This window comes from Stenotrophomonas sp. KH_052 (assembly GCF_057838755.1).
The window spans coordinates 4402395-4428756 of record NZ_CM174475.1; the positions used below are offsets into that span (position 1 = coordinate 4402395).

The window sequence follows — 26362 nt, forward strand, 5'->3', positions numbered from 1 at the left end:
TTTTTCGATCTGCCGCTGCGCTCGCCGGGCATGGCCCGGCGCTACCTGCTGCATCGGTGGGTGCCGACCGTTGGTCGGCACACCGGTCAAGGTCACCCGACCAACGGTCGGGTGCTACCCGCTGATCGGCAGCGCCGATCAGCTGCCCGACAGCATCCGGCGGATCTTGCGGCCGATGCGGGTCAGGAACGAATCACCGGTATCGGCGGCGGTGCGCACCGGCTTGGCCACCACCTGCACCGGGGTAACCGGGCCGGCACCATTACCGGCATTGGCCTGCACGCCTTCGGCGCCTTCGACCGGACGGCCGTGGCGACGACGACGACGCTTGCGCGGCTTGTGCTCGCCATCCACTGCCATATCCGGTGCACCTTCGGCACGCGGCGGGCGCGGCGGACGCGGGGCCTGGGCCGCGGCAGCCTCGGCGCCAGCAACCGGGGCGGCGGCAGCCTGCTCGCCTTCCACGCGCGGCTTGCGCGGGCCACGCGGGCGGCGTTCGCCGCTGCGCTCGCCGTCACGACCACTGCGGCCACCGCCACTGCCAGAGCGGCCGCCACTACGGCCGCCGCCACGACGCTCTTCTTCGGCGGCGCGGGCTTCGCGCGCTTCACGGAAGATCTGGCCGACGCTCTCGTTGTCCTCGCCGTCCTCGCCTGCCGCCGGGGCCGGGCGTTCCGGGCGCGGCAGCGGGGTCAGCAGTTCCTTGGTGACCGGCTCGGACGGAATCTTCTGCTCGATGTAGGCCTCGATGTCCGGCAGGCCCATCGCGTAGCGCTCGCAGGCGAAGCTGATCGCATCGCCCTCTTCGCCCAGGCGCGCGGTACGGCCGATGCGGTGCACGTAATCTTCAGCGTCGAACGGCAGGTCGTAGTTGTAGACGTACTTGATGCCATCGATGTGCAGGCCGCGCGCGGCCACGTCGGTGGCGACCAGGATTTCCAGCTGGCCCTTCTGGAAGCGGTTGAGCAGGCTCTCGCGCTTCTTCTGCGGCACGTCGCCGGACAGCACGCCGACGCGGTAGCCGGCCTTTTCCAGCGAACGGGCCACGCGCTCGACGAACACCTTGGTGTTGACGAAGACCATGGTGCGGGCGCCTTCGCTGCGCGACAGCAGGCCCAGCAGCAGCGGGATCTTCTCGTCGTCGGCCGGGAAGTAGATGCGCTGGCGCACGCGGGCGGCGGTGATGGTCTCGGCTTCGACCACCAGCTTCTGCGGCTCGTTCATGTGCTCGTAGGCCAGCTCCAGCACGCGGTGGCTGAGGGTGGCACTGAACAGCAGGGTCTGGCGGGTGGTGCGCTCGGGCATGCGGCGCAGCAGGAAGCGGATGTCCTTGATGAAGCCCAGGTCGAACATGCGGTCGGCTTCGTCCAGCACGCAGATCTCGCAGGCGTGCAGCGAGACCACCTTGTGCTGCTTGACGTAGTCGATCAGGCGGCCCGGGGTGGCGATGATCACGTCCACGCCCTGCTGCAGGATCTCGCGCTGCTTGTCGTAGTCGACGCCGCCGTAGACCAGCGCGAAGCGCAGGCCCAGGTCGGAACCGAACTTCACCGCATCCTTGTGGATCTGGATGGCCAGTTCGCGGGTCGGCGCCAGGATCAGCGCACGCGGGTCTTCCGGCTTGCGGTCGGCCAGGGCCGGGCGGGTCAGCAGGCGGTTCACGACAGCGACCAGGAAGGCCAGCGTCTTGCCGGTACCGGTCTGCGCCTGGCCGGCAACATCACCGCCGGGCAGCGCGACCGGCAGGGTCAACGCCTGGATCGGGGTGCAGCGGGTGAATCCGGCTCCTTCAAGGCCAGCCTGCAGGGCCGGATGCAGCTCGAAGGAGGAAAAGGTCAAATCGGTCAGCGGTTTGTCGCTCATGAGTCCGTCTTGGTATGGCCACCGGCCAGCGGGCGGGCGGCACTGCATCGTCTGGGGGCACCGTCGCAAACTGCGGCCCCTGCGGCGGGTCGGCGGGCCGGGACCACCGGGTCCGCGCGCCGCTCAATGTCCCAGTTTAACGCACTCGGGCCGACAAACCGGAATGGCCTGTCTCATGAAACAGAGAGACGCAGGCCCTTCACCCAGCAACACCAGGCTTGAACGGCCCTGCCGGGAGCGCTGGTGTCGCCCGCTGCCAGCCCCATGTACAGGAAGACAGTGAAATCCGACACATATCAGGCTTCGAAGCGATCACGATACGCTGGGTTCCAGCCGGCGCCTGTCCCTGCCCTGCGATAGGGGTACACTGCCGGCCGTGAGCGTCCAGGCATCCCGCCGAACGCACCGCGGCAGTGCGCCGCGAGGCAACGACGAGGGTCGCGCCACCGGGCATGGCCCAGTTCACCCACCTCCGGCATGGCCGGGTGCAATCCAAGACGAGAAACCAAGATGAGCGACAAGGTTGTACATGTCGGCGACGCCGACTTTGATAGCGCAGTGCTGAATTCCAAGGAACCGGTGCTGGTCGATTTCTGGGCCGAGTGGTGTGGCCCGTGCAAGATGATCGCCCCGGCGCTGGACGAACTGGCCGATGCCTACCAGGGCCGCGCCAAGATCGCCAAGGTCAACGTCGACCACAACCGTGCGCTGGCCGCCAAGTACCACGTGCGCTCGATCCCGTACCTGGTCGTGTTCAAGGACGGCGAGAAGGTCGGCGAGCAGATCGGTGCGGTGGGCAAGGCCCAGCTGGCCGGCCTGCTGGACAAGGCGCTGGCCTGATCCTGCGTGACCACACCGGCGGCCGCCACCTGCGGCTGCCGGTGGGCGCATACCGCGCCAGCATGAATGCAGTTCCCGGTGACCCTTGCACGGCGCCGCGGGCCGATGATAGTGTCGGCATATCCGGCCGCGTTCGCGTGCCGCACCCTCTGGACGCAGTTTCTTCCAGACCCATTCCCAACGTTCGCCGCCCCAGCCGGGCGCTCGCACCTTCAAGCGAGGAATAACGCTCTTGTCCGATAACACTCCCGAAACCGGCAGCGCCGAAGCGCCCGCCGAAAAGCGCGTGCGCAAGCCCCGCGTAGCCAAGGCTGCCGCTCCGGCCGCCGCCGAAACCAGCGCCGCACCGGCGCAGCCCACCCTGCCACTGGCAGCCGCGCCCGAAGCGCCGGCACCGGCCGCAGCTGCCCCCGCGCCGAGCGCGCCCGCCGCCGAGGCCCCTGCCAGCAGTGGCGGCGGTGACGGTGGTGAGGGCCGCGAATCCGGCCAGCCGCGGCAGCAGAACCACCAGGGCGGTGGCCAGAACCAGAACCCGTACAACCAGAACCAGCAGGGTCAGGGTCAGGGCAATCGCCGCGACCGTTTCCGCAACCGCCGCGATCGTGATCGCAATGGCGGCGGCGGCGGTGGTCGCTTCCGCGATGACGGCATGCCCAACGACAACGGCGAGCAGCAGCCCTTCGTGCCGCGTCCGCATGCCAGCGTGCCGGAAGGTTTCCCGGTCTACTCGCTGAGCGACCTCAAGCGCATGCCGGCACAGAAGCTGCTGGAGATCGCCGAACAGCTGCAGATCTCCGAAGGCGTGGCGCGCGCGCGCAAGCAGGACGTGATCTTCGCCCTGCTGAAGGTGCTGACCCGCCATGGTGACGGCGTTGCCGCCGACGGCGTGCTGGAAATCCTGCCGGACGGCTTCGGCTTCCTGCGCGCGGCCGAAGCCAGCTACCTGGCCGGCCCGGACGACACGTACATCTCGCCCAGCCAGATCCGTCGCTTCAACCTGCGCACCGGCGACCACCTGTCCGGCCGCATCCGCTTCCCCAAGGACGGCGAACGCTACTTCGCGCTGTCGATCGTGGACACCATCAACGGTGAGCCGCTGGAAGCATCGAAGAACAAGGTGCTGTTCGAGAACCTGACCGCGCTGTTCCCGCGCCGCCGCTTCACCCTGGAGCGTGGCAACGGTTCGTCGGAAGACATCACCGGCCGCATCCTCGACCTGATGGCGCCGCAGGGCAAGGGCCAGCGCTCGCTCATCGTTTCCCAGCCGAAGGCGGGTAAAACGATGATGATGCAGCAGGTGGCCACGGCCATCACCACCAACCATCCGGACGTGCACCTGATCGTGCTGCTGATCGACGAGCGCCCGGAAGAAGTGACCGAAATGCAGCGCACGGTGCGCGGCGAGGTCATCAGCTCGACCTTCGACGAGCCGGCCGCGCGCCACGTGCAGGTGGCCGAAATGGTCATCGAGCGCGCCAAGCGCCTGGTCGAGCACAAGAAGGACGTGGTGATCCTGCTCGACTCGATCACCCGCCTGGCCCGTGCCTACAACAACGTGGTGCCGAGCTCGGGCAAGGTGCTGACCGGTGGTGTGGACGCCAACGCCCTGCACCGTCCGAAGCGCTTCTTCGGTGCCGCGCGTAATGTGGAAGAAGGCGGCAGCCTGACCATCATCGCCACCGCGCTGGTCGACACCGGCTCGAAGATGGACGAGGTGATCTACGAAGAGTTCAAGGGCACCGGCAACAGCGAAGTGCACCTGAGCCGCCGTATCGCTGAAAAGCGCGTGTTCCCGGCCATCGACATCAACCGTTCCGGCACCCGCCGCGAAGACCTGCTGATCGAGCCGGAACTGCTGCAGAAGATCTGGATCCTGCGCAAGCTGCTGCATCCGATGGATGAAATGGCCGCGATGGAGTTCCTGCTCGACAAGATGAAGAACACCAAGTCCAACGACGAGTTCTTCGGTTCGATGAAGCGCTGAGCCCCGGCCCGGTCCTGCATTGGAAGGAAACCTGCCGCTCACTGCGGCAGGTTTTTTTTTGCCTGCAGGGCGACCCACTTCACTTCGCCGCCGCCGACTTTTGGCGATAATCCGCCAGCCCCCTGCCCGGCCATGCCGGCCTGGCCACCGATTCCCGCTGTCGCCCCTTCCGGAGAACCGGTCGGGTCCAGCCTCCTGCCGGATCCGTCGACGCATGCCAACGCTGTCCCCCCGCCTCAACCTGGGCAAGCTGATCCTCGCCCTGGCCCTGCTCAGCGCCATCATCGCCCTGGCCAATACCCTGCTGGCCAGCTATCGGGTGCAGCGCGACCAGCTGGTCGGCAACACCCTGGAAGCCAACCGCGTCTACGCCACCAAGCTGGCCGAGACCACCCAGAACTTCCTGCTGGCCGCGCAGCAGGAGCTGGCCTATGCCGCCACCCGCCTCGGCCAGGGCGACCTCGATCCGACGCAGGCCCAGGATGAAGCCAGCCGCCTGCAGCTGCAGACCAACAGCTTCAACTCATCGCTGGTGGTGGACGCCGATGGGCTGGTGATCGCCACCTCGCCGCAGACCCTGCAGCTGCAGGGCGAGATACTGCACAGCGTCGGCAACAACGCGGCACTGGCAGCGCGCCAGCCGATGATCAGCGACCCGTACCAGTCGGCCACCGGCAAGCTGCTGGTCTCGCTGTCGCACCCGATCTTCGACCGCCAGGGCCACTATCGCGGTTACGTCAGCGGCACCCTGTACCTGCGCCAGCGCAGCGCGCTGCATACGCTGCTGGGCAAGCACTACTACCGCGACGGCTCCTATCTGTACGTGGTCGACCGCCACGGCCGCCTGCTGTACCACGCCGATGGCGATCGGGTGGGCGACTACGTGGTCGGCAACCCGGCAGTGAAGGCGGTGGTGCGCGGCGAACGCGGTGCGCAGCAGGTACGCAACAACCGTGGCGTGTCGATGCTGGCCGGTTATGCGCCGGTGCCGGCCACCGGCTGGGGCATCATCGCCCAGCGCCCGACCGAATCCACCCTGCAGCCGCTGTCGCGGTTGATGACGGCGGTGATCTGGAACGCGATTCCGCTGGGCCTGCTGTCGCTGCTGGTCACCTGGTGGTTCGCCCGTCGCATCTCGCTGCCGCTATGGCAGCTGGCGCGCAACGTGCAGGGCGGCGAGGACACCGGCAACGCGATCAACCACGTCAGCGGCATCCGCGCCTGGTACTTCGAGGTCGCCCAGCTCAAGCAGGCGGTGCTGCACAGCTTCAACGCGCTGCAGGACCGGATCGGCACGCTCAACCGTGCCAGCCGCACCGATCCGCTGACCGGCCTGCTCAACCGCCGCGGCCTGCAGCAGGCGCTGGATGCGCTGCAGGTGCAGGGCATCCCGTTCGCGATCCTGGCGCTGGACATCGATCGCTTCAAGACGATCAACGATGCCCATGGCCATGACGTCGGTGACGCCGCCATCGTCCACATCGCCGACCAGATGCGCCGCTACTCGCGTGACAGCGACATCCTCTGCCGCGCCGGTGGCGAGGAGTTCCTGCTGTTGCTGCCGGGCATCGGCACCGAATCGGCGCGACAGGCCGGCGAGCGCCTGCGCCAGCACATTGCCGACCATCCGTTCGAGCCAGTTGGCACCATCACCGTGTCGCTGGGCGTGGCGCATTTCCCCAGCTTCCATGTCGACGCCGAGCAGGCGCTGCGGCTGGCCGACAAGGCGCTGTACCTGGCCAAGGAACAGGGTCGCAACCGGGTGGTGGTGTACCCGTACGCGGATTGACGCGGAGCCGGGCTGGCCGGCTCCGCAGTGATCGTCAGCCCTGCTCCAGCGGGGTCAGCAGGCGCAGGCCGCGCCTGGCGCCGTCCACCATGTAGATGCCGCCCTCGGGCAGCAGGTCGCTGCCGGCCTGCTCGATCGGGTCCGCCTTGCGCCACGGCACGGTCTGCCGCGGGCCAGGAATGAAGGCACGCCAGCGGCCATAGCGCTCCGCTCCATTGGGATCATCGTTCAGGCCGAAATTCACCGGTATGCGTACCGTCCAGCTGTCGCGGGTGCTGGCCTCGCCGGTGGTCGGTGGGTTGAACGTCCACTTGCGGGCACTGCTGACGGCGGCCTTGGCCAGGATCTCGCGCATCTTGGCGAGGGTGCGCTCGCGTCCGACCACGGTCATGTTCACCTGCTCGGCAACGACATCGGCCACCCTGCCGTCACGCGCGATCTTGACCACCAGCAACACTTCACCCTGCCCACCGCTCCGATAGACCTCTTCCGGATAACGAGGGGGTGTCATGCGCCCTTGGGTCACCGAATCGGTGGCTTTCTCATCGTACTCGCTGAAATTGACGCTGGTCATGCTGACTTCGTAGCCACCATCGGCCATGGCCTTGCCCCGCAGGCGCACCCGCAATGGTGCACGCGCCGCCACCGCCTTGCCATCGCGCAGGGTGGGTTCGAAGCGCCAGCCACCAATGGTGCCCTCCACGAAGGACGCGATGCTCGGAGACAGCATCGACTTCTGGTCCAGTACCAGCGAACTGACCGCGCCCTCGGGCGTGACCTCGATATGGCCAGAGAGCACCATGCTCATCTCCGCGGTGGCACGCACCGCGCGCGTGGTCTGCGCGCTGGCGTCGCCAGCAAGCAGGGGAGCGCCGGCACCAACGGCCAACGCGAGAGCGAGGAACAGGGGGGGACGCATCATTGCCGGATCCTTGGTGATGAGCGCTGAGCGTAGCGCAGTCTTCACACCCGGGACAGCTCGGCCCGGCTACGCCAGCCGGTGCGCGCCAGCATAGGGTGGCGTATCCGGATAATCCGCGCGGGCGAAGCGTTCCTGCAGACCCTGCCACCACGCCGGATCGAACAGATGCCGGTAGTGCTCGCGTACCGCCGCCAGCTCGCCGGCAGGCAGGCCCATGAACGGGCCGAAGCGCTCGGGAAACACATCGCGCGGCCCCACATGGAACCAGGGCTCGTCGGCCATGGCCTCCTCCGGCGTGCGCGGCTGCGGCCAGGCACGGAACACGCAGTCACTGACCAGGCAGAGCTCGTCGTAGTCGTAGAACACCGCACGGCCATGCCGCGAGACGCCGAAGTTCTTCGGCAGCATGTCGCCGGGGAAGATGTTGTTGCGCGCCATGTCGGTGATTGCCTGCGCGTAGTCGAGCACCGCCGCGCGCACCGCCTCACCGCCCTGCTCACGCAGGTAGAGATTCAACGGGCGGAAGCGGCGCTGCACGTAGCACAGGTTGATCTCGACCTCGTCGCCATCCAGCCGCACGCTCTGCGCGCACTGCTGCAGCAGTTCCTCCAGCAATGCCGGAGCGAAGCGGTCACGTGGGAAACGCAGGTGGCGATACGGTTGTGCGTCCAGCAGGCGGCCGACACGGTCCAGGTTGAACACCAGCGCATACTTTTCTTCCACCTGCTGCCGCGACATCGCCTTGGGCCAGGCGAAGCGATCGCGGATCAGCTTGAACACCAGCGGGTAGCTGGGCAGGGTGAACACCGCCATGACCATGCCCGGCGTGCCTTCGGCATGCACCAGGCGTTCCTGCGGATGCTCGTTGAAGTGGCGGAAGAAGGTTCGGTAGCGCTCGGTCTTGCCCTGCTTGGCCCGGCCCAGCACTGTGTAGATCTCGTCGATCGGCTTGCCCGGCAGCAGGCTGCGCAGGAACACCACGGCATCGCCGACCGTGGCCAGATCGGCCTGGAAATAACTGCGTGACACGCCGAACAGGTGGGCGACATCGCGGCGCCGGGTCAGTACCGCATCGGCACGCAGGCCACGCTCGTCATTGACCAGGGCGATCACGCACGGCGAGAAGCGATGCTCGCCGAACACCCGGCCGACCAGATAAGCACGGCGCTCGCGGTAGAACACGGTATCCAATAGCTCGATGCTGCGCACCGGCGTGTCGCCCCAATGCGTGAGGTCATCCTGCAGGCGTACGGCGATCGCTGCCGCACAGCGCAGCTGGTGAGCATAGGGAATATCGAAGCGGTAATCGGCCAGTACCCTCTGCAGCGCCTCCACCGGTCGCGTCGGCGAGACGGCATAGGTATGCCGGGCGACCGGATGGGTGATGGCATCGGACGGTTCGACATCAAAAGCAATGAACTCCAGCGCCGGATCCACGCCACGAGTGGCGAACAGCCGCCGCGACAACGTGTTGTAGAAGGTCTTGTACAGCTCAGCGTCGATCAGCCCCTGCAGCAGCGCGCTGTACTCCGCGTGCACCTGCAGCCACAGCGCGCGCTCGCCGATCACCTCACCGGCCAGGCGACGCAGCGCGTCCATCTGTTCGGCGATGCACAGGTCGTACAGGGCAATGCGCTCGACCGCATCCTGGCGGGCACCAGCCCAGTCGCGCTGCTCGAAACGCAGGCGGGCGCGAACGGTGATCGCCGCGAAGCGGGCGTGGTAATCCTCGAAACCATCGCGGATGGCGCCGGCGATGCGCGGCGCCAGTACGGTTGCGATGACAGGCTGGGACATGCACGGCTCGGCAGGGAGACGGGTATCCACCATACGCCGGCGTGTGTGATGCCGTCGAGCGCAGAGGTAGTGCCGGCCGCTGGCCGGCAGCCCCTGGACCGCCGGTGGATCCATGCAGATGCCGGCCAGCGGCCGGCACTACCGGCTCAGATCGCCAGTTCGGCCTCCACGTCCTGCACCTTGCGCCGGGCCAGCGCCAGGTTGGATTTGGTCCGGTCCAGCACGATGTAGAAGAACAGGCCCTGCTTCTTCGCCACCGGACGCATGATGTGGTACGCCTTGCCCAGCGAGATCAGGATGTCCTCGATGCTGTCGTTGAGGTTCAGCGACGCGGCGGTCTTCATCTTGGCGCGGATCACTTCGGTGTTGCCGGCGGCGGCCACTTCCATGTCCATGCCGGCACCGGCCTCGCCCAGCAGCATGCCGCTCTCGTAGTCGACCAACGCTACTGCCTGCGCGCCGTCGATGCCCATCAGTGCGTTCAACGATTCATTCAATCCAGCCACGTCGCACCCCTTGTCGATGTTGGTTCGAGCCCCTCGTTCCCCTGCGGCCGGGCTCACGATCCGCCGAGTTCGGCCAGGATCGCCTGGCCACATTCCCTGCTCTGCCACAGCACCTGGCCGATCACGCTGCGCTGGTCGCAGGCCGCCATCAGCAGCAGCGGTGCGCGCCCTTCAGCCTGGATCGCCAGCATCAGCACCTTGCCGCCCGCCGCTTCCAGCATCAGCGTCTGCAGATCGCCCAGCAGCAGTTCGCGGCCAACTGCCGCGGCCAGCGCCAGCATCGCGCTGGTCATCGCCGCCAGCCGCTCGCCGCGCCCTTCGGCACCGGCACTCACCAGCGCAAAACCATCGACGCTGGCCAGCACGACCGTGCGCACGCCTTCAACACGCTGCAGCAGATCCTGCAGCAAGGGCTGCAGGCGCTCTCGCTGGCCGGCATCAGGCAGTACCGCCGCCTGCCCGTCAGCCATGCGCAACCACCAGCGCGTGCGCTTCCATTTCGCTCATCAGCACATCCATCAGCAGCAATCCCTGTTCGCGGTCGCGGGCATCCACCGCCAGCAGCGGCAGCGGTTGGTCGTCCAGGCTGGCGCGGGCACTCCAATCGTCCAGCAACGCATCCGGCATCTGGTCGAGGTGAGTCACTGCCACCACCAGCGCCAGCCCACCTGCGAAGGGCCGCAGCACCTGCAGGTAGGCGTCCAGCTCGGCCGCCACGCCCGCGCGGCGCGCATCCAGCAGCAGCACCGCACCACGCGCGCCCTGCAACAGGATCGGCCACAGGAAATCAAAACGTTGCTGCCCAGGCGTTCCGTACAGTCGCAGGCGCTCGCCGTTGGGCAGGTCGATATCGGCATAGTCCAGCGCTACGGTGGTCGAGGCCTTGTCCGCACCCATACGGTCACTGTTGGCAACGTCGGTGTCGATCACCGCACCGGCGGCAATACTGCGCACCAGGGTCGACTTGCCGCTGCCCATCCCGCCCAGCACCACCACCTTGTGCTCACGCATTGCGCTCGCCCCCGCGCAGGTGCCGCCACAAGCGGGCCAACAGGCCGCTATCGGTTCCGTTGCTGCGCATCGACATTACCGGTGCGGCCGGCGCCAGCTGCAGCTGTGCATAGCCGCACAGGTAGGCGGCATGGATGAAATCGCGCACCGCCGCAGCCGGCAGCTCGAGCAGCATCGCGCACTCTTCAACCGTGCACGCGCGCTTGAGCAGCAACGAGCACAGGCGGAAGCCATCGTGGTCGTGCCCCAGCACGCGGAAATCCGGCCAGCGCAGCAGCTTCACCGACGCGCTGCGCAGGCGTTCATCCAGCACCTGCCAATGGCGGCTGCGCTGCGCCCATTGCCACAACAGCGGCCGCAGCGGTTGGCGCGGCCGCTCGCCGGCCAGCGCCTGCAGGCGCGCCGGCGTCAACGCATCCAGCTGCAGGCGTTCGAAGCCATCGGCAAGACGTTCCACGAGGGCGGCCGCCGGCTCCTGCAGCAGCACCGCCTGGTCGTGTTCCAGATCCATCAGCAGCAAGGGCTCGCCGGCATCGCCGAGCAAGGCCTGTCCCTGCCGCAGCGGCAAGCGTTCGCGCAGCAGGCGGGTGATGGCATGCGCGCCATCGGCCAGGCGGATCGGTGCAGGTGCGTGCATGGCCGGGGGCTCCACTGCCAACTGCATGCCGCGCAATGCGCGGCCGATGGCACCGTCATCAAGTACATCCTGGTGGCCATCGCCGTCACGCAGCTGGCCACCCAGGTCCTCGATCCAGCACTGCAGTCGCGGGCGTTGCTGGCGCATGCGCTGGGCCGCATTGCGCAGCGCCGGGGTATCGCGGATGACCAGCAGGTCGCAGTCGTCCAGGTCCTGGCTGCGGCGGATCTGGCCATCGGGCAAGGCCGAGGCCAACCGCAGCCGCTGCAACAGGGCGTGCTCACCCTGGATGTCGGTTCCCACTACCAGCACGCGTGCCATCGGTGTTCCCCGTGCGACCACCTCCCCGGTGGTCTCGCGTCGCCAAGGCTAGGGCAACACCTGCGGTGGCCGTCGTGATCGACTGCTCAGATCGAAGGCGGTTGCAGATTCACTCTTATCGGTTCTGCGACGGCCATCGTGGGCAAGTTTCATGCCCCTTTGACGGTATTCCGACGGCCGACGAATGTCGCGCTTTTCGGCTGGGGTCAGAGCCCTGCGGTGCAGAGGGATCTGACCCCAGAGCCCACCGCGGCCTGCAAAAAAGAAACCCGCGCCGAGGCGCGGGTTCCGGTATCACCACCGAGCGGCGATGGATCAGCCGCGCAGCTGCTCCAGCGCAGCGTTGAAGGTCGCGCTCGGGCGCATCGCCTTGCTGGCCTTGGCCACGTCCGGGCGGTAGTAGCCGCCGATGTCCACGGCCTTGCCCTGCACGGCGATCAGCTCTTCGACGATCTTCTGCTCGTTGTCGGTCAGCGCCTTGGCCAGCGGTGCGAAGCGGGCCTGCAGTGCAGCGTCTTCGGTCTGCGCGGCCAGGGCCTGCGCCCAGTACAGCGCGATGTAGAAGTGGCTGCCGCGGTTGTCGATGCCACCCAGCTTGCGCGACGGCGACTTGTCGTTGTCCAGGAACTGGCCGTTGGCTTCATCCAGCGCCTTGGCCAGCACGCGGGCGGCAGCGTTGTCGTAGCGGTTGCCCAGGTGTTCCAGCGACGCGGCCAGGGCCAGGAACTCACCCAGCGAATCCCAGCGCAGGTAGTCCTCTTCAACGAACTGCTGCACGTGCTTCGGGGCCGAACCACCGGCGCCGGTCTCGAACAGGCCGCCACCGGCCATCAGCGGCACGATCGACAGCATCTTGGCGCTGGTGCCCAGCTCCATGATCGGGAACAGGTCGGTGAGGTAATCGCGCAGCACGTTGCCGGTCACCGAGATGGTGTCCTCGCCCTTGCGGATGCGGTCCAGCGAGAACGCGGTGGCTTCCACCGGCGGCAGGATGCGGATGTCCAGGCCGGCGGTGTCGTGGTTCTTCAGGTACTGCTCGACCTTGGCGATGACCTGCGCGTCGTGGGCGCGGGCGGCATCCAGCCAGAACACGGCCGGGGTGCTGCTCAGGCGGGCGCGTTCGACGGCCAGCTTGACCCAGTCCTGGATCGGCGCGTCCTTGGTCTGGCACATGCGCCAGATGTCACCGGCTTCCACGGCGTGCTCGAACACCACGGTGCCGGCATCGTCGGTGACCTTGACCACGCCATCGGCAGCGATCTGGAAGGTCTTGTCGTGCGAGCCGTACTCTTCGGCCTTCTGCGCCATCAGGCCGACGTTCGGCACCGAACCCATGGTGCCCGGGTCGAAGGCGCCGTGCGCCTTGCAGTCGTCGATGACGGCCTGGTACACACCGGCGTAGCAGCGATCCGGAATGACCGCCTTGGTGTCCTGCAGCTTGCCTTCGGCGTTCCACATCTTGCCGGAGTCGCGGATCATCGCCGGCATCGAGGCGTCGACGATCACGTCGCTCGGCACGTGCAGGTTGGTGATGCCCTTGTCCGAGTTGACCATGGCCACGCCCGGACGCTGTGCGTACTCGGCAGCCAGGTCGGCTTCGATCGCAGCGCGGGTGGCTTCCGGCAGCGACGGCAGGCGTGCGGCCAGGTCACCGATGCCGTTGTTCGCATCGAAACCGGCCTGCTTGAGCACGTCGGCGTGCTTGGCCAGCACGTCCTTGTAGAACTCGTTGACCGCCACGCCGAACATGATCGGATCGGAGACCTTCATCATGGTCGCCTTCAGGTGCAGCGAGAACAGCACGCCCTGGGCCTTGGCATCGGCGATCTGCTCGCCGATGAAGGCGGCCAGTGCCTTGCGGCTCATGACGGCGGCGTCGACGATTTCACCGGCCTTGACCGCGGTCTTTTCCTTCAGCACGACGGTGCTGCCGTCCTTGCCGTGGAAGGTGATCTTCAGCGAACCGGCGTTGGCCAGGGTGGCCGACTTTTCGCTGCCGTAGAAATCACCGGCGGCCATGTGCGCGACGTGCGACTTCGAATCCGAGGCCCAGGCGCCCATGCGGTGCGGGTGTTTGCGCGCATAGTTCTTCACCGACAGCGGTGCGCGGCGGTCGGAGTTGCCTTCGCGCAGCACCGGGTTCACCGCGCTGCCCTTGACCTTGTCATAGCGCGCCTTGTAGTCGCGCTGCTGGTCGTCAGCCGGGGTTTCCGGGTAATCCGGCAGCGGATAGCCCTGGTCCTGCAGTTCCTTGATGGCCGCCTTCAGCTGCGGTACCGAGGCGGAGATGTTCGGCAGCTTGATGATGTTGGCGTCCGGGGTGGTCGCCAGCTGGCCCAGCTCGGCCAGGTCGTCGCTGACCTTCTGCGCGTCGCTCAGCAGTTCCGGGAACAGCGACAGGATGCGGCCGGACAGCGAGATGTCACGGGTTTCCACCGCGATGCCGGCGGTGGAGGTATAGGCGTCGACGATCGGCAGCAGCGACTGGGTGGCCAGGAACGGTGCTTCGTCGGTCAGCGTGTAGAGGATCTTGGACATGGGGGACTTGGACTCTGTAGCAATGCTCAGGGGAAGGCCGGCGCCAGCGCCGGGCCACGTGCAACCGTGTCACTTCCCCCGCCGCCGTCAGGGTGGGCGCGCGGCGGGGAAACCCCTGCATTGTCGCGTTTTCAGCCGCGCGGGGCAAAGCAGCGCCATACGCGCCGGTACTGCAACGCAGTGATTCGTTCGGCCGGGCTTGTGCGGCGATGATGCGTTCCCATCAGACCCACGTCATGCGTGGATGAGAAAGAACCCGCCGTTTCAGTAGATCCACGCCACGCGTGGATGAGACTCCGCCATCGCGCAAAAAAAAGACGCAGCCTCGCGGCTGCGTCCATCGTGAGCCCTGCCGGGAGAGAGTCGGCAGGACTTACTTGACCTCGAACTCCTGCGGCGTTCCGGCCGCCTTGCCATCGACGGTGACTTCGGCGCGGTACTTGCCGGCCGGCCAGCCCTTTGCATTCTTGAAGGTGACGTTGGTGGTTTCCGCACCGCTGGTGTTCAGGGTCGCGTTCTGTTCGCCGGCCACCTGGCCGTCCTGGAAGGTCAGCTTGGCGCCGACATTCACGTTGTTGGCGGCACCGTCGGTCTTGACCGAGACGATGACGTCATCCTTCGGAGCGAACAGTGCCGCCGTTGCAACCGACTTGTCGGCGGCAGCGGTCTTGCCCACGGTGACCGCCGAGACGCTGACAGCAGCGGCCTCAGCCATCGGCGGCGGTGCGCCGGTCATCGGCGCCGGTGCCGGCTCGGCCGGAGCGGTTGCGGCGGGCGCGGCATTGCTGTCGGTCGACTCTTCTTTCTTCTTGCAACCAACCAAGGCAACGCTGCCCAGCAGGGCGGCGATCAGGGCGGTCTGGAGCGGGGTGGTCTTGATCATTCGGGGTTCCTCCCAGGGATTGTCGGACGGCGTTCGGCCGGCTTACTTCGGCGGCAGTTTCAGGGTCTGGCCCGGGAAGATCTTGTCCGGGTCATCAAGCACATCGCGATTGGCTTCGAAGATCTTCTTCCAGGCATTGGCGTCGCCCAGATGCTGCTTGGCGATCTTCGACAACGAGTCACCCTTCTGCACGGTGTAGGTGCCGCCGCTGACGACGTCTGCGGTGCTGTCCACCGAAGCGCTGACGCCAGAGAAGTCCGCCTTCGGCACCTGCTCGGCGGTACTGTCGACACTGCCACTGACGCCGGAGAAATCGGCTTTCTTCTCGGTACTCATCCACAACTCCCGTCTGCATGACTACGTGGTTCGCACGGTGCCATGGAGGTTGTTAAATGGGGATGGTGCAGATGTGAAGCCGCCCCCGGGACGGCTGAACAATCGGGTCTCAAGCGGTAGGCCGGGCCAGGCCCGGCGGCTTTGGCTCTGGCCGCTGCGCTCGCCGGGCATGGCCCGGCGCTACCCGTGACAGAGCGGCCCCACGGTAGTGCCGGCCGCTGGCCGGCTTGGCCTCCACGCGGGTTCCACGCGGTTGCCGGCCAGCGGCCGGCGCTACCCGTAACCGCCTGCGGCGGTTACTGGCGCAGTTCGCGGTAGGTCGCAGCCGGGGCGGCGATGCCAGGGCTGGCGCGCCAGGGGTTGATGTCCAGGCCACCACGACGGGTATAGCGGGCCTCCACCTCCAGCCATTGCGGCTGGCAGCGCGCGGACACTTCGCTGAAGATCCGCTCAACGCACTGCTCGTGGAACTCGGCGTGTTCGCGGTAGCTGACCAGATAGCGCAGCAGGCCCGCGCGATCGATCTTCGGCCCGCAGTAACGCAGGCTGACCGTGGCCCAGTCCGGCTGGCCGGTCACCGGGCAGTTCGACTTGAGCAGTGCCGAGACCAGCGTCTCCTCCACCACCTGGCTGGTATCAGCCGCAAGGAAGTCCGCCTGCGGCGGGCCGTAGCAGTCGATGTCCACCTCCAGCCCGTCGATGGATTCGCCCAGCGGCGTCTCGCGCAGGCCCGGCAAACCGAACGCGACCTGGACCGGCGCACCGGCACACGCCGACAGATCGGTCACCAGGCGTTCGCGCAGTGCTTCGGCGCTGTCGATGCGGGTGCTGTTGAGGGAGTTGAGGTACAGCTTGAACGACTTCGATTCGATCAGCCGCGGCGAGATGCACGGCACCTGCACGGTAGCGACGGCGACCTGCGGCTTGCCACGCGGGTCGAGCCAGCTCAGCTCGAAGGCATGCCAGCGGTCATGGCCGACGAACGGCAGCGCGGCGTCATCGAGGCCGATCTCGGCGCGGGCACCGCTGCGCGGGATGGGAAACAGCAGGCCGGGATCGTACTGCGACGGGTAACTGACCTCGCGACCGAGGCTGGAATCCTGGGGGGTATTCATGCTGCTTATTGTATCGCGCGGAAGGCGGGCCTTCGGCCTGCTCGGCCAACGGCGGAGCCCCTCCGTGGTGGTTGTGTTGGATGGTCGCGAAAGGCGGTCTATCGGCCTGGCCGGGTGGGCAGGCGGGTCGGGGGACGCCGTTAACCCGTCCTTGGGGGCTTGGCCGCGGCATCCATGCCGCGGACACCCCCGCCCCGCCTACCCACCCGGCCCCTGACAGTTCCCTGCACGCGGCCACCACCACGGGAAAGATCAGAAAAATCAAAATCAAAAGCCAATCCTTCAGACATTCCGGATGTCTGCCCGTGTCGACCAAGGTCGACACCCACCAACAGCCGCGTGAACCTGTCGGGGGCGGGGCGGTGTGGGCCTGCAGGACCGTTGGCGCCATGGATGGCGCCATCGAGCCCCCATGGACGGGTTTACGGCGTGTCCTGCAGGCCCACACCGCCCTGCCCAACCAGCAGAAATCCAGCACCGCTTTTGCCGCTGACGTTGCCGTTGCTTCGGCGGGTGCAGGGCTGCAAGCCCTGCCGGAAACCCTCACCCCGCAGGAGTGCCGGCACCGTTCAAGTAATCCAGGCTCACCTGCAGCAACGCCCGCAACCCGACATCCAACGCCTTCTCGTCCAACAGGAACTTCGGTGAATGGTTCGCCGGTGCCGTCGCCGGATCGATGCCCACGCTGGTCGAACCGACGAAGAAGAACATCCCCGGCACTTCCTTCGCGTACAGCGAGAAATCCTCCGCGCCCATCTGCAGCGGCGGCTCGTACACGTTGTCCTTGCCCACCACCGCCTGCAGGCTCGGCAGCATCTTCGCGGTCAGCGCCGGGTCGTTCACCGTGGCCGGGTTGCCTTCAGACTCGTAGATGTCGGTCACCGCCTTGGCACCGTGCGCGGCGGCAGTGTGCTCGGCCACGTTGCGCAGGTCGGCGAAGATCTGCTGGCGCATGCCTTCATCGAAGGTGCGGATGGTGCCGACCATCTCCACTTCATCGGGAATGATGTTGTAGCGGATGCCGCCGTTGATCGCGCCGAAGGTCAGTACCGCCGGCTGCTTGGACAGGTTGGCGCGGCGGCTGACGATGGTCTGCGCGGTGCCGACCAGGTCGGCGGTGGCCACGATCGGATCAACACCATTCCACGGCGCCGAGCCATGCGTCTGCCGACCGATCACCTTAATCCCGAAACGATCCGAAGCCGCCATCAACGGGCCACCACGCACGGCGATCTGCCCAGCCTGCACGCTTGAGAAGACGTGCAGGCCGAACACGGCTTCCGGCTTGAAGTCGGCGAACAGGCCTTCCTTCAGCATCAGGGCAGCACCACCCTCTTCCGGCGGCGGCGCGCCTTCCTCGGCCGGCTGGAAGATCAGCATCACCTGGCCCGGCAGGTCTTTCTTCATCGACACCAACGCTTCGGCCACGCCGAGCAGGGTGGCGGTGTGCGCATCATGGCCACAGGCATGCATCACGCCAACGGTCTGCCCGCGGTACTGGTCGGTGGCCTTGGAGGCGAACGGCAGGCCGGTCTGTTCGGTCACCGGCAGCGCGTCCATGTCCGCACGCAGGGCGATCTTCGGCCCGGGCTTGCCACCTTCAATGATCGCCACCACGCCGTGGTGGGCGATGCCGGTCTTCGGCTTCAGGCCCATCGCACGGAGGCGCTTGGCGACCTCGGCCGAGGTGCGCACCTCACGGTTGGACAGCTCCGGGTGCTGGTGGAAGTCGCGCCGCCACTCCACCACCTTGGCCTGCAGCCGCTGGGCGGCGGCGGTCACTTCCGGGCGCTGCGCGTCCTGGGCGTGGGCGAGGGCGAGGGCCGGCAAGGCCAGCAGCAGGGCGGACAGCAGCAACGAACGGCGCATCACGATCTCCACGGCAGGGGGTTCCAGCTGAATGTAGGGCAACGCCGCCGTCACGGGAACCTCCGCGGCCGGATCCGGTCTTAGCGCCCGTCCCATCCGTCATGCAGGAAACGTGATGTGGCGCAGGTATGCTTTGCGCATTGCCAACCGGGGCCGTGCCCCGTCCAGCCCTCTTGGAGTCCTTGAATGTCACGTGTTTGGAAGATCGTGCTGCTGGTCGTGGCGGTACTGGTGCTGGCCGTGGTCGGCCTGCGCGTACTCGGCGGGGGCAAGGACAAGGCCGGTGGCCCGGCGGCAGCTGCGCGCCAGGGCGGTGAAGACCCGAATGCCGGCCCGGTGCCGGTGACCGTGGTGGATGCGGCACGCCAGGACGTGCCGGTCTATGCCAGCGCGCTGGGTACGGTGACCGCAATGAACACCGTCACCGTCAGTCCGCAGGTTGGCGGCCAGCTGATGAGCCTGAATTTCCGCGAAGGCCAGGAAGTGAAGAAGGGCGATGTGCTGGCGGTGATCGACCCGCGCACCGCCCAGGCCAGCTATGACCAGGCCGTGGCATCCAAGCGCCAGAACGAGGCGCTGCTGGCCACCGCGCGTTCCAACTACCAGCGCTCGAACGCGCCGGAGTATCGCCAGTTCGTCGCCAAGACCGATCTGGATACACAGCGAAACCAAGTGGCACAGTACGAAAGCGCAGTCGCGGCGAACGAGGCCAGCATGCGCTCGGCGCAGGTGCAGCTGCAGTACACCAAGGTCACCGCGCCGATCACCGGCATCGCCGGCATCCGTGCGGTCGACGCCGGCAACGTGGTCAACGCCGGCACCGCGCTGGTCACGCTGACCCAGATCCATCCGATCCACGTGCTGTTCAACCTGCCCGAGCGCCAGCTCGGCGATGTGCGCCAGGCGCAGGCCGCCGGTGCGGTACCTGTCGCGGCACTGGACCGCGCCGATTCGCATGTGCTGTCCGGCGACGGCAAGCTCGACGTGGTCGACAACCTGATCAGTGCCGACAGCGGCACGTTCAAGGCGCGCGCGATCTTCGACAACACCGACAACGGCCTGTGGCCGGGCCAGTTCGTCAACGTGCGCATGCAGCTGCGCACGATTGCCGGTGGCGTGGTCATTCCGACCCAGGCGGTGCTGCGTGGCCCGGACGGCGAGTACGTCTATGTGGTGCAGGGCGACAACACGGTGAAGATGCAGACCGTGCGCAGCGGCGTGGAAGTGGGCGACAGCCAGGTGCAGATCGCCGAAGGCCTGAAGGGCGGCGAGCGGGTGGTCAGTGAAGGCCAGTTCCGCTTGAAGCCGGGCAGCAAGGTCACCGCGCTGAAGCCGGGCGAAACCCCGGCGGTGCCGACCGAAGCCGAGCTGAAGGCGGCCGAGCAGAAGAACGCTGGCGGTGGTGGCCGTCGTGGCGGCGGCCCGCGCTGAGCGCAGGCTACCGACCTCCCTCGCGCCGGCAAGCCTGCCGGCGCCGACATTGAAGTGCCAGCAAGGATCAGTCCGTGGGCTTTTCGACGATCTTCATCCGCCGTCCCATCGCCACCTCGCTGCTGATGGCGGGCCTGTTGCTGCTGGGCATCCTGGGTTACCGCAAGCTGCCGGTGTCGGCGCTGCCGGAAATCGATGCGCCCAGCCTGGTGGTCACCACCCAGTACCCCGGTGCCAACGCCACCACCATGGCCTCGCTGGTCACCACGCCGCTGGAGCGCCAGTTCGGGCAGATCTCCGGGCTGGAGCTGATGACCTCCGACTCGTCGGCCGGGTTGTCGACGATCATCCTGCAGTTCTCGATGGACCGCGACATCGACATCGCCGCGCAGGACGTGCAGGCGGCGATCCGCCAGGCCACCCTGCCCTCGTCGCTGCCCTACCAGCCGGTCTACAACCGGGTGAATCCGGCTGACGCTGCCATCGTCACCTTGAAGCTGACCTCGGACACGCGCCCGCTGCGCGACGTCAACAACTACGCCGACTCGATCCTCGCCCAGCGCCTGTCGCAGGTGCAGGGCGTGGGCCTGGTCTCGATCGCCGGCAACGTGCGCCCGGCCGTGCGCATCCAGGTCAATCCGGCGCAGCTGTCGAACATGGGCCTGACCCTGGAGCAGCTGCGCAGTGCGCTGACCCAGGCCAACGTCAACGCACCGAAGGGTTCGTTGAACGGCAAGACCCAGTCCTACAGCATCGGCACCAACGACCAGCTGTCCAGCGCCGCCGAGTACCGCGACACCATCATCAGCTACAAGAACGGACGTCCGGTGCGCCTGTCGGATGTAGCCCAGGTGATCGATGGCGTTGAGAACGATCAGCTGGCCGCCTGGGCCGATGGCAAGCCGGCGGTGCTGCTGGAAGTGCGTCGCCAGCCCGGCGCCAACATCGTGCAGACCGTCGAGCGCATCCGCGCCCTGCTGCCGCAGCTGCAGGGCGTGCTGCCGGCCGACGTGCACCTGGAGATCTTCAACGACCGCACCGAGACCATCCGCGCCTCGGTGCATGAAGTGCAGTTCACCCTGATCCTGACCATCGGCCTGGTGGTGGCGGTGATCTTCGTGTTCCTGCGCCGGCTGTGGGCCACGATCATTCCCTCGGTGGCGGTGCCGCTGTCGCTGGCCGGCACCTTCGCGGTGATGGCCTTTGCCGGCATGTCGCTGGACAACCTGTCGCTGATGGCGCTGGTGGTGGCCACCGGCTTCGTGGTCGACGATGCGATCGTGATGATCGAGAACATCGTGCGTTACATCGAGCAGGGCAAGAGTGGCAAGGAAGCGGCCGAGATCGGTGCACGCCAGATCGGCTTCACCGTGCTGTCGCTGACGGTCTCGCTGGTGGCGGTGTTCCTGCCGCTGCTGCTGATGCCCGGCGTTACCGGCCGCCTGTTCCACGAGTTCGCGTGGGTGCTGAGCATCGCGGTGGTGCTGTCGATGCTGATCTCGCTGACGCTCACCCCGATGATGTGCGCCTACCTGCTCAAGCCCGACGCACTGCCCGAGGGCGAGGACGCGCATGAGCGTGCGGCGGCGGCCGGCAAGCAGAACCTGTGGACGCGCACCGTGGGCCTGTACGAGCGCAGCCTGGACTGGGTGCTGGACCACCAGCGCCTGACCCTGGCCGTGGCCGGCGGCGCACTGGTGCTGACCGTGCTGCTGTACGTGCTGATTCCCAAGGGCCTGCTGCCCGAACAGGACACCGGCCTGATCACCGGCGTGGTCCAGGCTGACCAGAACATCGCCTTCCCGCAGATGGAGCAGCGCACCAAGCAGGTGGCCGAAGCGCTGCGCCAGGACCCGGACGTGACCGGCGTGTCGGCGTTCATCGGCGCAGGCAGCATGAACCCCACGCTCAACCAGGGCCAGCTGTCGATCGTGCTGAAGGAACGCGGCGAGCGAGACGGCCTGGACAAGATCCTGCCGCGCCTGCAGAAGGCCGTCGCCGGCATTCCAGGTGTCGCGCTGTACCTGAAGCCGGTGCAGGACGTGACCCTGGATACCCGCGTGGCCGCCACCGAGTACCAGTACTCGCTGTCGGACGTGGATTCGGCCACGGTGGCCACCCAGGCCACGCGCCTGACCGAAGCGCTGCGCAAACGCCCGGAACTGGCCGACGTCGACAACAACCTGTCCAACCAGGGCCGTGCGCTTGAGCTGAACATCGACCGCGACAAGGCCAGCGTGCTGGGCGTGCCGATGCAGACCATCGACGACACCCTCTACGACGCGTTCGGCCAGCGCCAGATCTCGACCATCTTCACCGAGCTCAACCAGTATCGCGTTGTGCTGGAAGTGGCGCCGGAGTTCCGCACCAGCACCGCGCTGATGGAGCAGCTGGCGGTAGCGTCCAACGGCGCCGGCGCGCTGACCGGCACCAATGCCACCAGCTTCGGCCAGGTCACCTCGTCGAACTCGTCGACCGCTACCGGCATCGGTGCGCAGAACACCGGCATCACCGTCGGCGCCGGTAACATCATCCCGCTGTCGGCGCTGGCCGAAGGCAAGGTCAGCAGCGCGCCGCTGCTGGTCAGCCATCAGCAGCAGCTGCCGGCAGTGACGGTCTCGTTCAATGTGGCACCGGGCTATTCGCTGTCCGAAGCGGTGCGGGCGATCCAGGAAACCAAGGACAGCCTGGACATGCCCACCCACCTGCATGCCGAGTTCATCGGCAAGGCTGCCGAATTCACCGGCAGCCAGACCGATGTGGTGTGGCTGCTGCTGGCGTCGCTGGTGGTGATCTACATCGTGCTGGGCGTGCTGTACGAGAGCTACATCCACCCGATCACGATCATCTCCACGCTGCCGCCGGCCGGTGTCGGTGCGCTGCTGGCGCTGATGCTGTGCGGGCTGAGCCTGTCGGTGGATGGCATCGTCGGCATCGTGCTGCTGATCGGCATCGTCAAGAAGAACGGCATCATGATGGTGGACTTCGCGATCGAGGCACGCCGCGCCGGTGCCAACGCGCACGAAGCGATCCGCCGTGCCTGCCTGCTGCGCTTCCGCCCGATCATGATGACCACCGCCGCGGCCATGCTCGGCGCGCTGCCGCTGGCGCTGGGTACCGGCATCGGTTCGGAGCTGCGCCGCCCGCTGGGCATCGCCATCGTCGGCGGCCTGCTGCTGTCGCAGCTGGTGACCCTGTACACCACGCCGGTGATCTACCTGTACATGGAACGCTTCTCCGAGTGGCTGGCGCGCCGCCGCGAACAGCGCGCACTGCGCGATGGTTCGCTGCAGGAGCCGCAGGCATGATCCACGCCCCGCTGCCGTGGCGGCCCGCACGATGAACCTGTCCGGTCCCTTCATCCGCCGTCCGATCGGCACCGCGCTGCTGGCCATCGGCCTGTTCATGGTAGGCCTGATCTGCTACCTGCGGCTGGGCGTGTCGGCGCTGCCGAACATCGAGATCCCGGTGATCTTCGTGCACGCCAGCCAGTCCGGTGCCGACGCAGCGACCATGGCATCGACGGTCACCGCACCGCTGGAACGCCACCTCGGCCAGCTGCCCGGCATCGACCGCATGCGCTCGTCGAGTTCGGAAGGCAGCTCGCTGGTGTTCATGATCTTCCAGAGCGGCCACAACATCGATTCGGCCGCGCTGGACGTACAGACCGCGATCAATTCGGCGCAGGCCGACCTGCCCTCGGGCATGGGCTCGCCGATGTACCAGAAGGCGAACCCGAATGACGACCCAGTGATCGCCATCGCGCTGACTTCGCAGACGCAGTCGGCCGACGAGCTGTACAACGTCGCCGATTCGCTGCTGGCGCAGCGCATCCGCCAGATCAGCGGCGTGGCCTCGGTCGACATCGCCGGTGCCTCGACGCCGGCGGTGCGTGTGGACGTCAACCTGCGCCTGATGAACGCACTCGGCCTGACCGCCGATGACCTGCGCAACGCGGTGCGTGCGGCCAACGTGACCTCACCCACCGGCTTCCTCAGCGATGGCAACACCACCACCGCGATCATCGCCAACGATTCGGTCGCACGCGCTGCCGATTTTGCCGAGCTGGTGGTGAAGACCCAGGGCGATGGCCGGGTGATCCGCCTGAAGGACATCGCCAACGTCTACGACGGCCAGCAGGACGCCTACCAGGCGGCGTGGTTCGACCACAAGCCGGCGGTGGTGATGTACGTGTTCACCCGCGCCGGCGCCAACATCGTGGAGACCGTGGACCGGGTCAAGGCACAGATCCCGACCCTGCGCGACTACCTGCAGCCCGGCACCACGATGACGCCGTACTTCGATCGTACGCCGACCATCCGCTCGTCGCTGCACGAAGTGCAGATCACCCTGTTGATCAGCCTGGCGATGGTGGTGCTGACCATGGCGCTGTTCCTGCGCCGGCTGGCACCGACGCTGATCGCCGCCGTGACCGTGCCGCTGTCGCTGGCCGGTGCCGCGCTGGTGATGTACGTGATGGGTTTCACCCTGAACAACCTGAGCCTGCTGGCGCTGGTGATCGCGATCGGCTTCGTGGTAGACGACGCGATCGTGGTGATCGAAAACATCATGCGCCACCTCGACGAGGGCATGCCACGCATGCAGGCGGCGCTGACCGGTGCACGCGAGATCGGATTCACCATCGTCTCGATCACCGCCTCGCTGGTGGCGGTGTTCATCCCGCTGCTGTTCGCCAGCGGCATGATGGGTGCGTTCTTCCGTGAGTTCACCGTTACCCTGGTCGCGGCCATCGTGGTGTCGATGGTCGTCTCGCTGACGCTGACCCCGGCACTGTGCAGCCGCTTCCTCAGTGCCCACGACCACAAGGCGGCGCCATCGCGCTTCGGCCGTTGGCTGGATGCCGGCCACGAGCGCATGCTGCGCATCTACACCGTGTTCCTCGACTTCTCGCTGCGCCACGCGTTGCTGATGTCGCTCACTCCGCTGATCCTGATCGGCGTCACCATCTTCCTGTTCGGCGCGGTGAAGAAGGGCGCGTTCCCGCCGCAGGACACCGGCCTGATCTGGGGCCGCGCCAACTCCAGCGCCACCGTCTCCTTCGAGGACATGGTCGCCCGCCAGCGCCGCATCACCGACATGCTGATGGCCGACCCGGCGGTGAAGACCGTGGGCGTGCGCCTGGGCAGCGGTCGCCAGGGCTCCAGCGCGCAGTTCAACGTCGAGCTGAAATCGCGCAAGGAAGGCCGACGCGAAACCACCGCGCATGCACTGGCACGCCTGAGCGCCAAGGCCGACCGTTACCCCGACCTGCAGCTGCGCCTGCGCGCGATCCAGGACCTGCCCAGCAACGATGGCGGCGGCTCCAGCCAAGGTGCGCAGTACCGTATCTCGCTGCAGGGCAATGACCTGGCGTCGCTGCAGGAATGGCTGCCCAAGCTGCAGGCGGAGCTGAAGAAGAACCCGAAGCTGCGCGATGTCGGCACCGACGTCGACAATGCCGGGCTGCGCCAGAACATCGAGATCGACCGCGCCAAGGCCGCGCGCCTGGGCGTTTCGGTCGGCGCCATCGATGGGGCGCTGTACGGCGCGTTCGGCCAGCGCCAGATCTCGACGATCTACTCGGACATCAACCAGTACAGCGTGGTGGTCAACGCCCTGCCCTCGCAGACCGCTACGCCGGCAGCGCTGGACGAGGTGTACGTGCGGGCGCGCAATGGCGAGATGGTGCCGATCACGGCGATGGCCAAGCAGATGCCGGGGCTGGCGCCGTCGCAGATCACCCACGAGAACCAGTACACGACGATGGACCTGAGCTACAACCTGGCGCCGGATGTGAGCATGGGTGAGGCCAAGGCGATCATCGACGCCACCGTGGCCGGCATGCGCATGCCGGGCGACATCCGCCTGGCTGATGACGCCGGCTTCGGCTTCAACTCCGACCCCAGCGACATGCTGATCCTGGTATTCGCGGCGATCCTGACCGTGTACCTGGTGCTGGGCATGCTGTACGAGAGCTTGATCCACCCGGTCACCATCCTGTCCACGCTGCCGGCGGCCGGCGTGGGCGCGCTGCTGGCGCTGTTCGGCACCAACACCGAACTGTCGGTGATCTCGATGATCGCGCTGGTGCTGCTGATCGGCATCGTCAAGAAGAACGCGATCATGATGATCGACTTCGCGCTGGTGGCGCAGCGCGAGCATGGGCTGGCACCACGCGAAGCGGCGCGCGAGGCCAGCATCGTGCGCTTCCGGCCGATCATGATGACCACGATGGTGGCGATCCTGGCCGCGGTTCCGCTGGCGATCGGCCTCGGCGAAGGGTCCGAGCTGCGTCGTCCGCTGGGTATCGCGATGATCGGCGGCCTGCTGTTCTCGCAGAGCCTGACCCTGCTCAGTACGCCGGCGCTGTATGTGATCTTCTCGTGCCTGGCCGAGCGCTGGCGGGCACGTCGCGCACGCAAGCGCGAAGCGAAGCTGCTCAAGCGCGCGCAACGGGCGTAGCTTCGGTAGCGCCGGGCCATGCCCGGCGGCCTTTCGGCAATCCGCGCTGCGCGCTCGC

General features: G+C 67.1%; 18 protein-coding genes. 6 read left to right on the forward strand and 12 right to left on the reverse strand.

Annotated elements, in window-relative coordinates:
- Positions 1 to 138: 138 nt before the first annotated feature.
- Positions 139 to 1863 (reverse strand): ATP-dependent RNA helicase RhlB, encoded by a 1725-nt coding sequence (rhlB, locus tag AC3ITW_RS20145; RefSeq protein ID WP_100435346.1) that lies wholly within the window; start codon positions 1861 to 1863, stop codon positions 139 to 141.
- A gap of 510 nt (positions 1864 to 2373) precedes the next feature.
- Here rhlB and trxA point away from each other — a divergent pair.
- From trxA to AC3ITW_RS20160, 3 genes are all read left to right on the forward strand, one after another.
- Positions 2374 to 2703, forward strand: a complete 330-nt coding sequence (trxA, locus tag AC3ITW_RS20150; RefSeq protein ID WP_005411275.1) for a thioredoxin — start codon at positions 2374 to 2376, stop codon at positions 2701 to 2703.
- A 232-nt stretch (positions 2704 to 2935) separates the two neighbouring features.
- Complete coding sequence (rho, locus tag AC3ITW_RS20155) at positions 2936 to 4687, forward strand: transcription termination factor Rho (protein ID WP_065723569.1); 1752 nt, start codon at positions 2936 to 2938, stop codon at positions 4685 to 4687.
- A gap of 214 nt (positions 4688 to 4901) precedes the next feature.
- A complete protein-coding gene (locus tag AC3ITW_RS20160; RefSeq protein ID WP_012512290.1) occupies positions 4902 to 6476 on the forward strand; it encodes a sensor domain-containing diguanylate cyclase in 1575 nt (524 codons plus the stop codon).
- A 34-nt stretch (positions 6477 to 6510) separates the two neighbouring features.
- Here the strand turns inward: AC3ITW_RS20160 and AC3ITW_RS20165 are convergent, their stop codons facing one another.
- From AC3ITW_RS20165 to AC3ITW_RS20215, 11 genes are all read right to left on the reverse strand, one after another.
- Positions 6511 to 7398 carry an energy transducer TonB gene (locus AC3ITW_RS20165; protein ID WP_006398039.1) on the reverse strand — a complete coding sequence of 296 codons (888 nt, stop codon included), beginning with the start codon at positions 7396 to 7398 and terminating at the stop codon, positions 6511 to 6513.
- A 66-nt stretch (positions 7399 to 7464) separates the two neighbouring features.
- Positions 7465 to 9195 carry a bifunctional isocitrate dehydrogenase kinase/phosphatase gene (gene aceK, locus AC3ITW_RS20170; RefSeq protein ID WP_032973371.1) on the reverse strand — a complete coding sequence of 577 codons (1731 nt, stop codon included), beginning with the start codon at positions 9193 to 9195 and terminating at the stop codon, positions 7465 to 7467.
- 146 nt (positions 9196 to 9341) lie between these two features.
- Positions 9342 to 9701: a hypothetical protein gene (locus AC3ITW_RS20175; RefSeq protein WP_012512293.1), complete on the reverse strand. Its 360-nt coding sequence runs from the start codon at positions 9699 to 9701 to the stop codon at positions 9342 to 9344.
- 53 nt (positions 9702 to 9754) lie between these two features.
- Positions 9755 to 10171, reverse strand: a complete 417-nt coding sequence (locus AC3ITW_RS20180) for a roadblock/LC7 domain-containing protein (protein WP_006398057.1) — start codon at positions 10169 to 10171, stop codon at positions 9755 to 9757.
- Complete coding sequence (locus AC3ITW_RS20185; protein WP_006398059.1) at positions 10164 to 10712, reverse strand: GTP-binding protein; 549 nt, start codon at positions 10710 to 10712, stop codon at positions 10164 to 10166. Before AC3ITW_RS20185 ends, AC3ITW_RS20180 begins: the two co-directional genes overlap by 8 nt.
- Entirely contained in the window at positions 10705 to 11670 is a 966-nt protein-coding gene (locus tag AC3ITW_RS20190; protein ID WP_489389879.1) for a hypothetical protein, read from the reverse strand. Before AC3ITW_RS20190 ends, AC3ITW_RS20185 begins: the two co-directional genes overlap by 8 nt.
- 315 nt (positions 11671 to 11985) lie before the next feature.
- Positions 11986 to 14208 carry an NADP-dependent isocitrate dehydrogenase gene (locus AC3ITW_RS20195; RefSeq protein WP_489389880.1) on the reverse strand — a complete coding sequence of 741 codons (2223 nt, stop codon included), beginning with the start codon at positions 14206 to 14208 and terminating at the stop codon, positions 11986 to 11988.
- A 373-nt stretch (positions 14209 to 14581) separates the two neighbouring features.
- A complete protein-coding gene (locus AC3ITW_RS20200; RefSeq protein ID WP_006398268.1) occupies positions 14582 to 15091 on the reverse strand; it encodes a hypothetical protein in 510 nt (169 codons plus the stop codon).
- A 42-nt stretch (positions 15092 to 15133) separates the two neighbouring features.
- Positions 15134 to 15427, reverse strand: a complete 294-nt coding sequence (locus AC3ITW_RS20205) for a LysM peptidoglycan-binding domain-containing protein (RefSeq protein ID WP_005419771.1) — start codon at positions 15425 to 15427, stop codon at positions 15134 to 15136.
- Positions 15428 to 15723: 296 nt separating this feature from the next.
- Positions 15724 to 16542, reverse strand: a complete 819-nt coding sequence (gene queF / locus AC3ITW_RS20210) for an NADPH-dependent 7-cyano-7-deazaguanine reductase QueF (protein ID WP_100435350.1) — start codon at positions 16540 to 16542, stop codon at positions 15724 to 15726.
- Between the two features lie 543 nt (positions 16543 to 17085).
- Complete coding sequence (locus tag AC3ITW_RS20215; RefSeq protein WP_489389881.1) at positions 17086 to 18411, reverse strand: M20 family metallopeptidase; 1326 nt, start codon at positions 18409 to 18411, stop codon at positions 17086 to 17088.
- A gap of 186 nt (positions 18412 to 18597) precedes the next feature.
- Between AC3ITW_RS20215 and AC3ITW_RS20220 the strand changes: the two genes are divergently transcribed.
- The 3 genes from AC3ITW_RS20220 to AC3ITW_RS20230 all read left to right on the forward strand — a co-directional run bounded on the left by AC3ITW_RS20220 (position 18598) and on the right by AC3ITW_RS20230 (position 26304).
- Positions 18598 to 19842, forward strand: coding sequence for an efflux RND transporter periplasmic adaptor subunit (locus tag AC3ITW_RS20220; RefSeq protein WP_100435351.1), 1245 nt, complete (start codon positions 18598 to 18600; stop codon positions 19840 to 19842).
- Positions 19843 to 19916: 74 nt separating this feature from the next.
- A complete protein-coding gene (locus AC3ITW_RS20225) occupies positions 19917 to 23150 on the forward strand; it encodes an efflux RND transporter permease subunit (RefSeq protein WP_006398468.1) in 3234 nt (1077 codons plus the stop codon).
- A gap of 31 nt (positions 23151 to 23181) precedes the next feature.
- Positions 23182 to 26304: an efflux RND transporter permease subunit gene (locus AC3ITW_RS20230; protein ID WP_100435352.1), complete on the forward strand. Its 3123-nt coding sequence runs from the start codon at positions 23182 to 23184 to the stop codon at positions 26302 to 26304.
- The last annotated feature ends 58 nt before the right edge of the window (positions 26305 to 26362 follow it).

Coding starts and splice junctions, on each gene's coding strand:
- aceK (WP_032973371.1), bottom strand. CDS start 9,195: ATGTCCCAGCCTGTCATCGCAACCGTACTGGCGCCGCGCATCGCCGGC.
- AC3ITW_RS20200 (WP_006398268.1), bottom strand. CDS start 15,091: ATGATCAAGACCACCCCGCTCCAGACCGCCCTGATCGCCGCCCTGCTG.
- AC3ITW_RS20180 (WP_006398057.1), bottom strand. CDS start 10,171: ATGGCTGACGGGCAGGCGGCGGTACTGCCTGATGCCGGCCAGCGAGAG.
- rhlB (WP_100435346.1), bottom strand. CDS start 1,863: ATGAGCGACAAACCGCTGACCGATTTGACCTTTTCCTCCTTCGAGCTG.
- AC3ITW_RS20165 (WP_006398039.1), bottom strand. CDS start 7,398: ATGATGCGTCCCCCCCTGTTCCTCGCTCTCGCGTTGGCCGTTGGTGCC.
- AC3ITW_RS20220 (WP_100435351.1), top strand. CDS start 18,598: ATGTCACGTGTTTGGAAGATCGTGCTGCTGGTCGTGGCGGTACTGGTG.
- AC3ITW_RS20160 (WP_012512290.1), top strand. CDS start 4,902: ATGCCAACGCTGTCCCCCCGCCTCAACCTGGGCAAGCTGATCCTCGCC.
- AC3ITW_RS20205 (WP_005419771.1), bottom strand. CDS start 15,427: ATGAGTACCGAGAAGAAAGCCGATTTCTCCGGCGTCAGTGGCAGTGTC.
- queF (WP_100435350.1), bottom strand. CDS start 16,542: ATGAATACCCCCCAGGATTCCAGCCTCGGTCGCGAGGTCAGTTACCCG.
- trxA (WP_005411275.1), top strand. CDS start 2,374: ATGAGCGACAAGGTTGTACATGTCGGCGACGCCGACTTTGATAGCGCA.
- AC3ITW_RS20190 (WP_489389879.1), bottom strand. CDS start 11,670: ATGGCACGCGTGCTGGTAGTGGGAACCGACATCCAGGGTGAGCACGCC.
- AC3ITW_RS20215 (WP_489389881.1), bottom strand. CDS start 18,411: ATGCGCCGTTCGTTGCTGCTGTCCGCCCTGCTGCTGGCCTTGCCGGCC.
- AC3ITW_RS20195 (WP_489389880.1), bottom strand. CDS start 14,208: ATGTCCAAGATCCTCTACACGCTGACCGACGAAGCACCGTTCCTGGCC.
- AC3ITW_RS20185 (WP_006398059.1), bottom strand. CDS start 10,712: ATGCGTGAGCACAAGGTGGTGGTGCTGGGCGGGATGGGCAGCGGCAAG.
- AC3ITW_RS20230 (WP_100435352.1), top strand. CDS start 23,182: ATGAACCTGTCCGGTCCCTTCATCCGCCGTCCGATCGGCACCGCGCTG.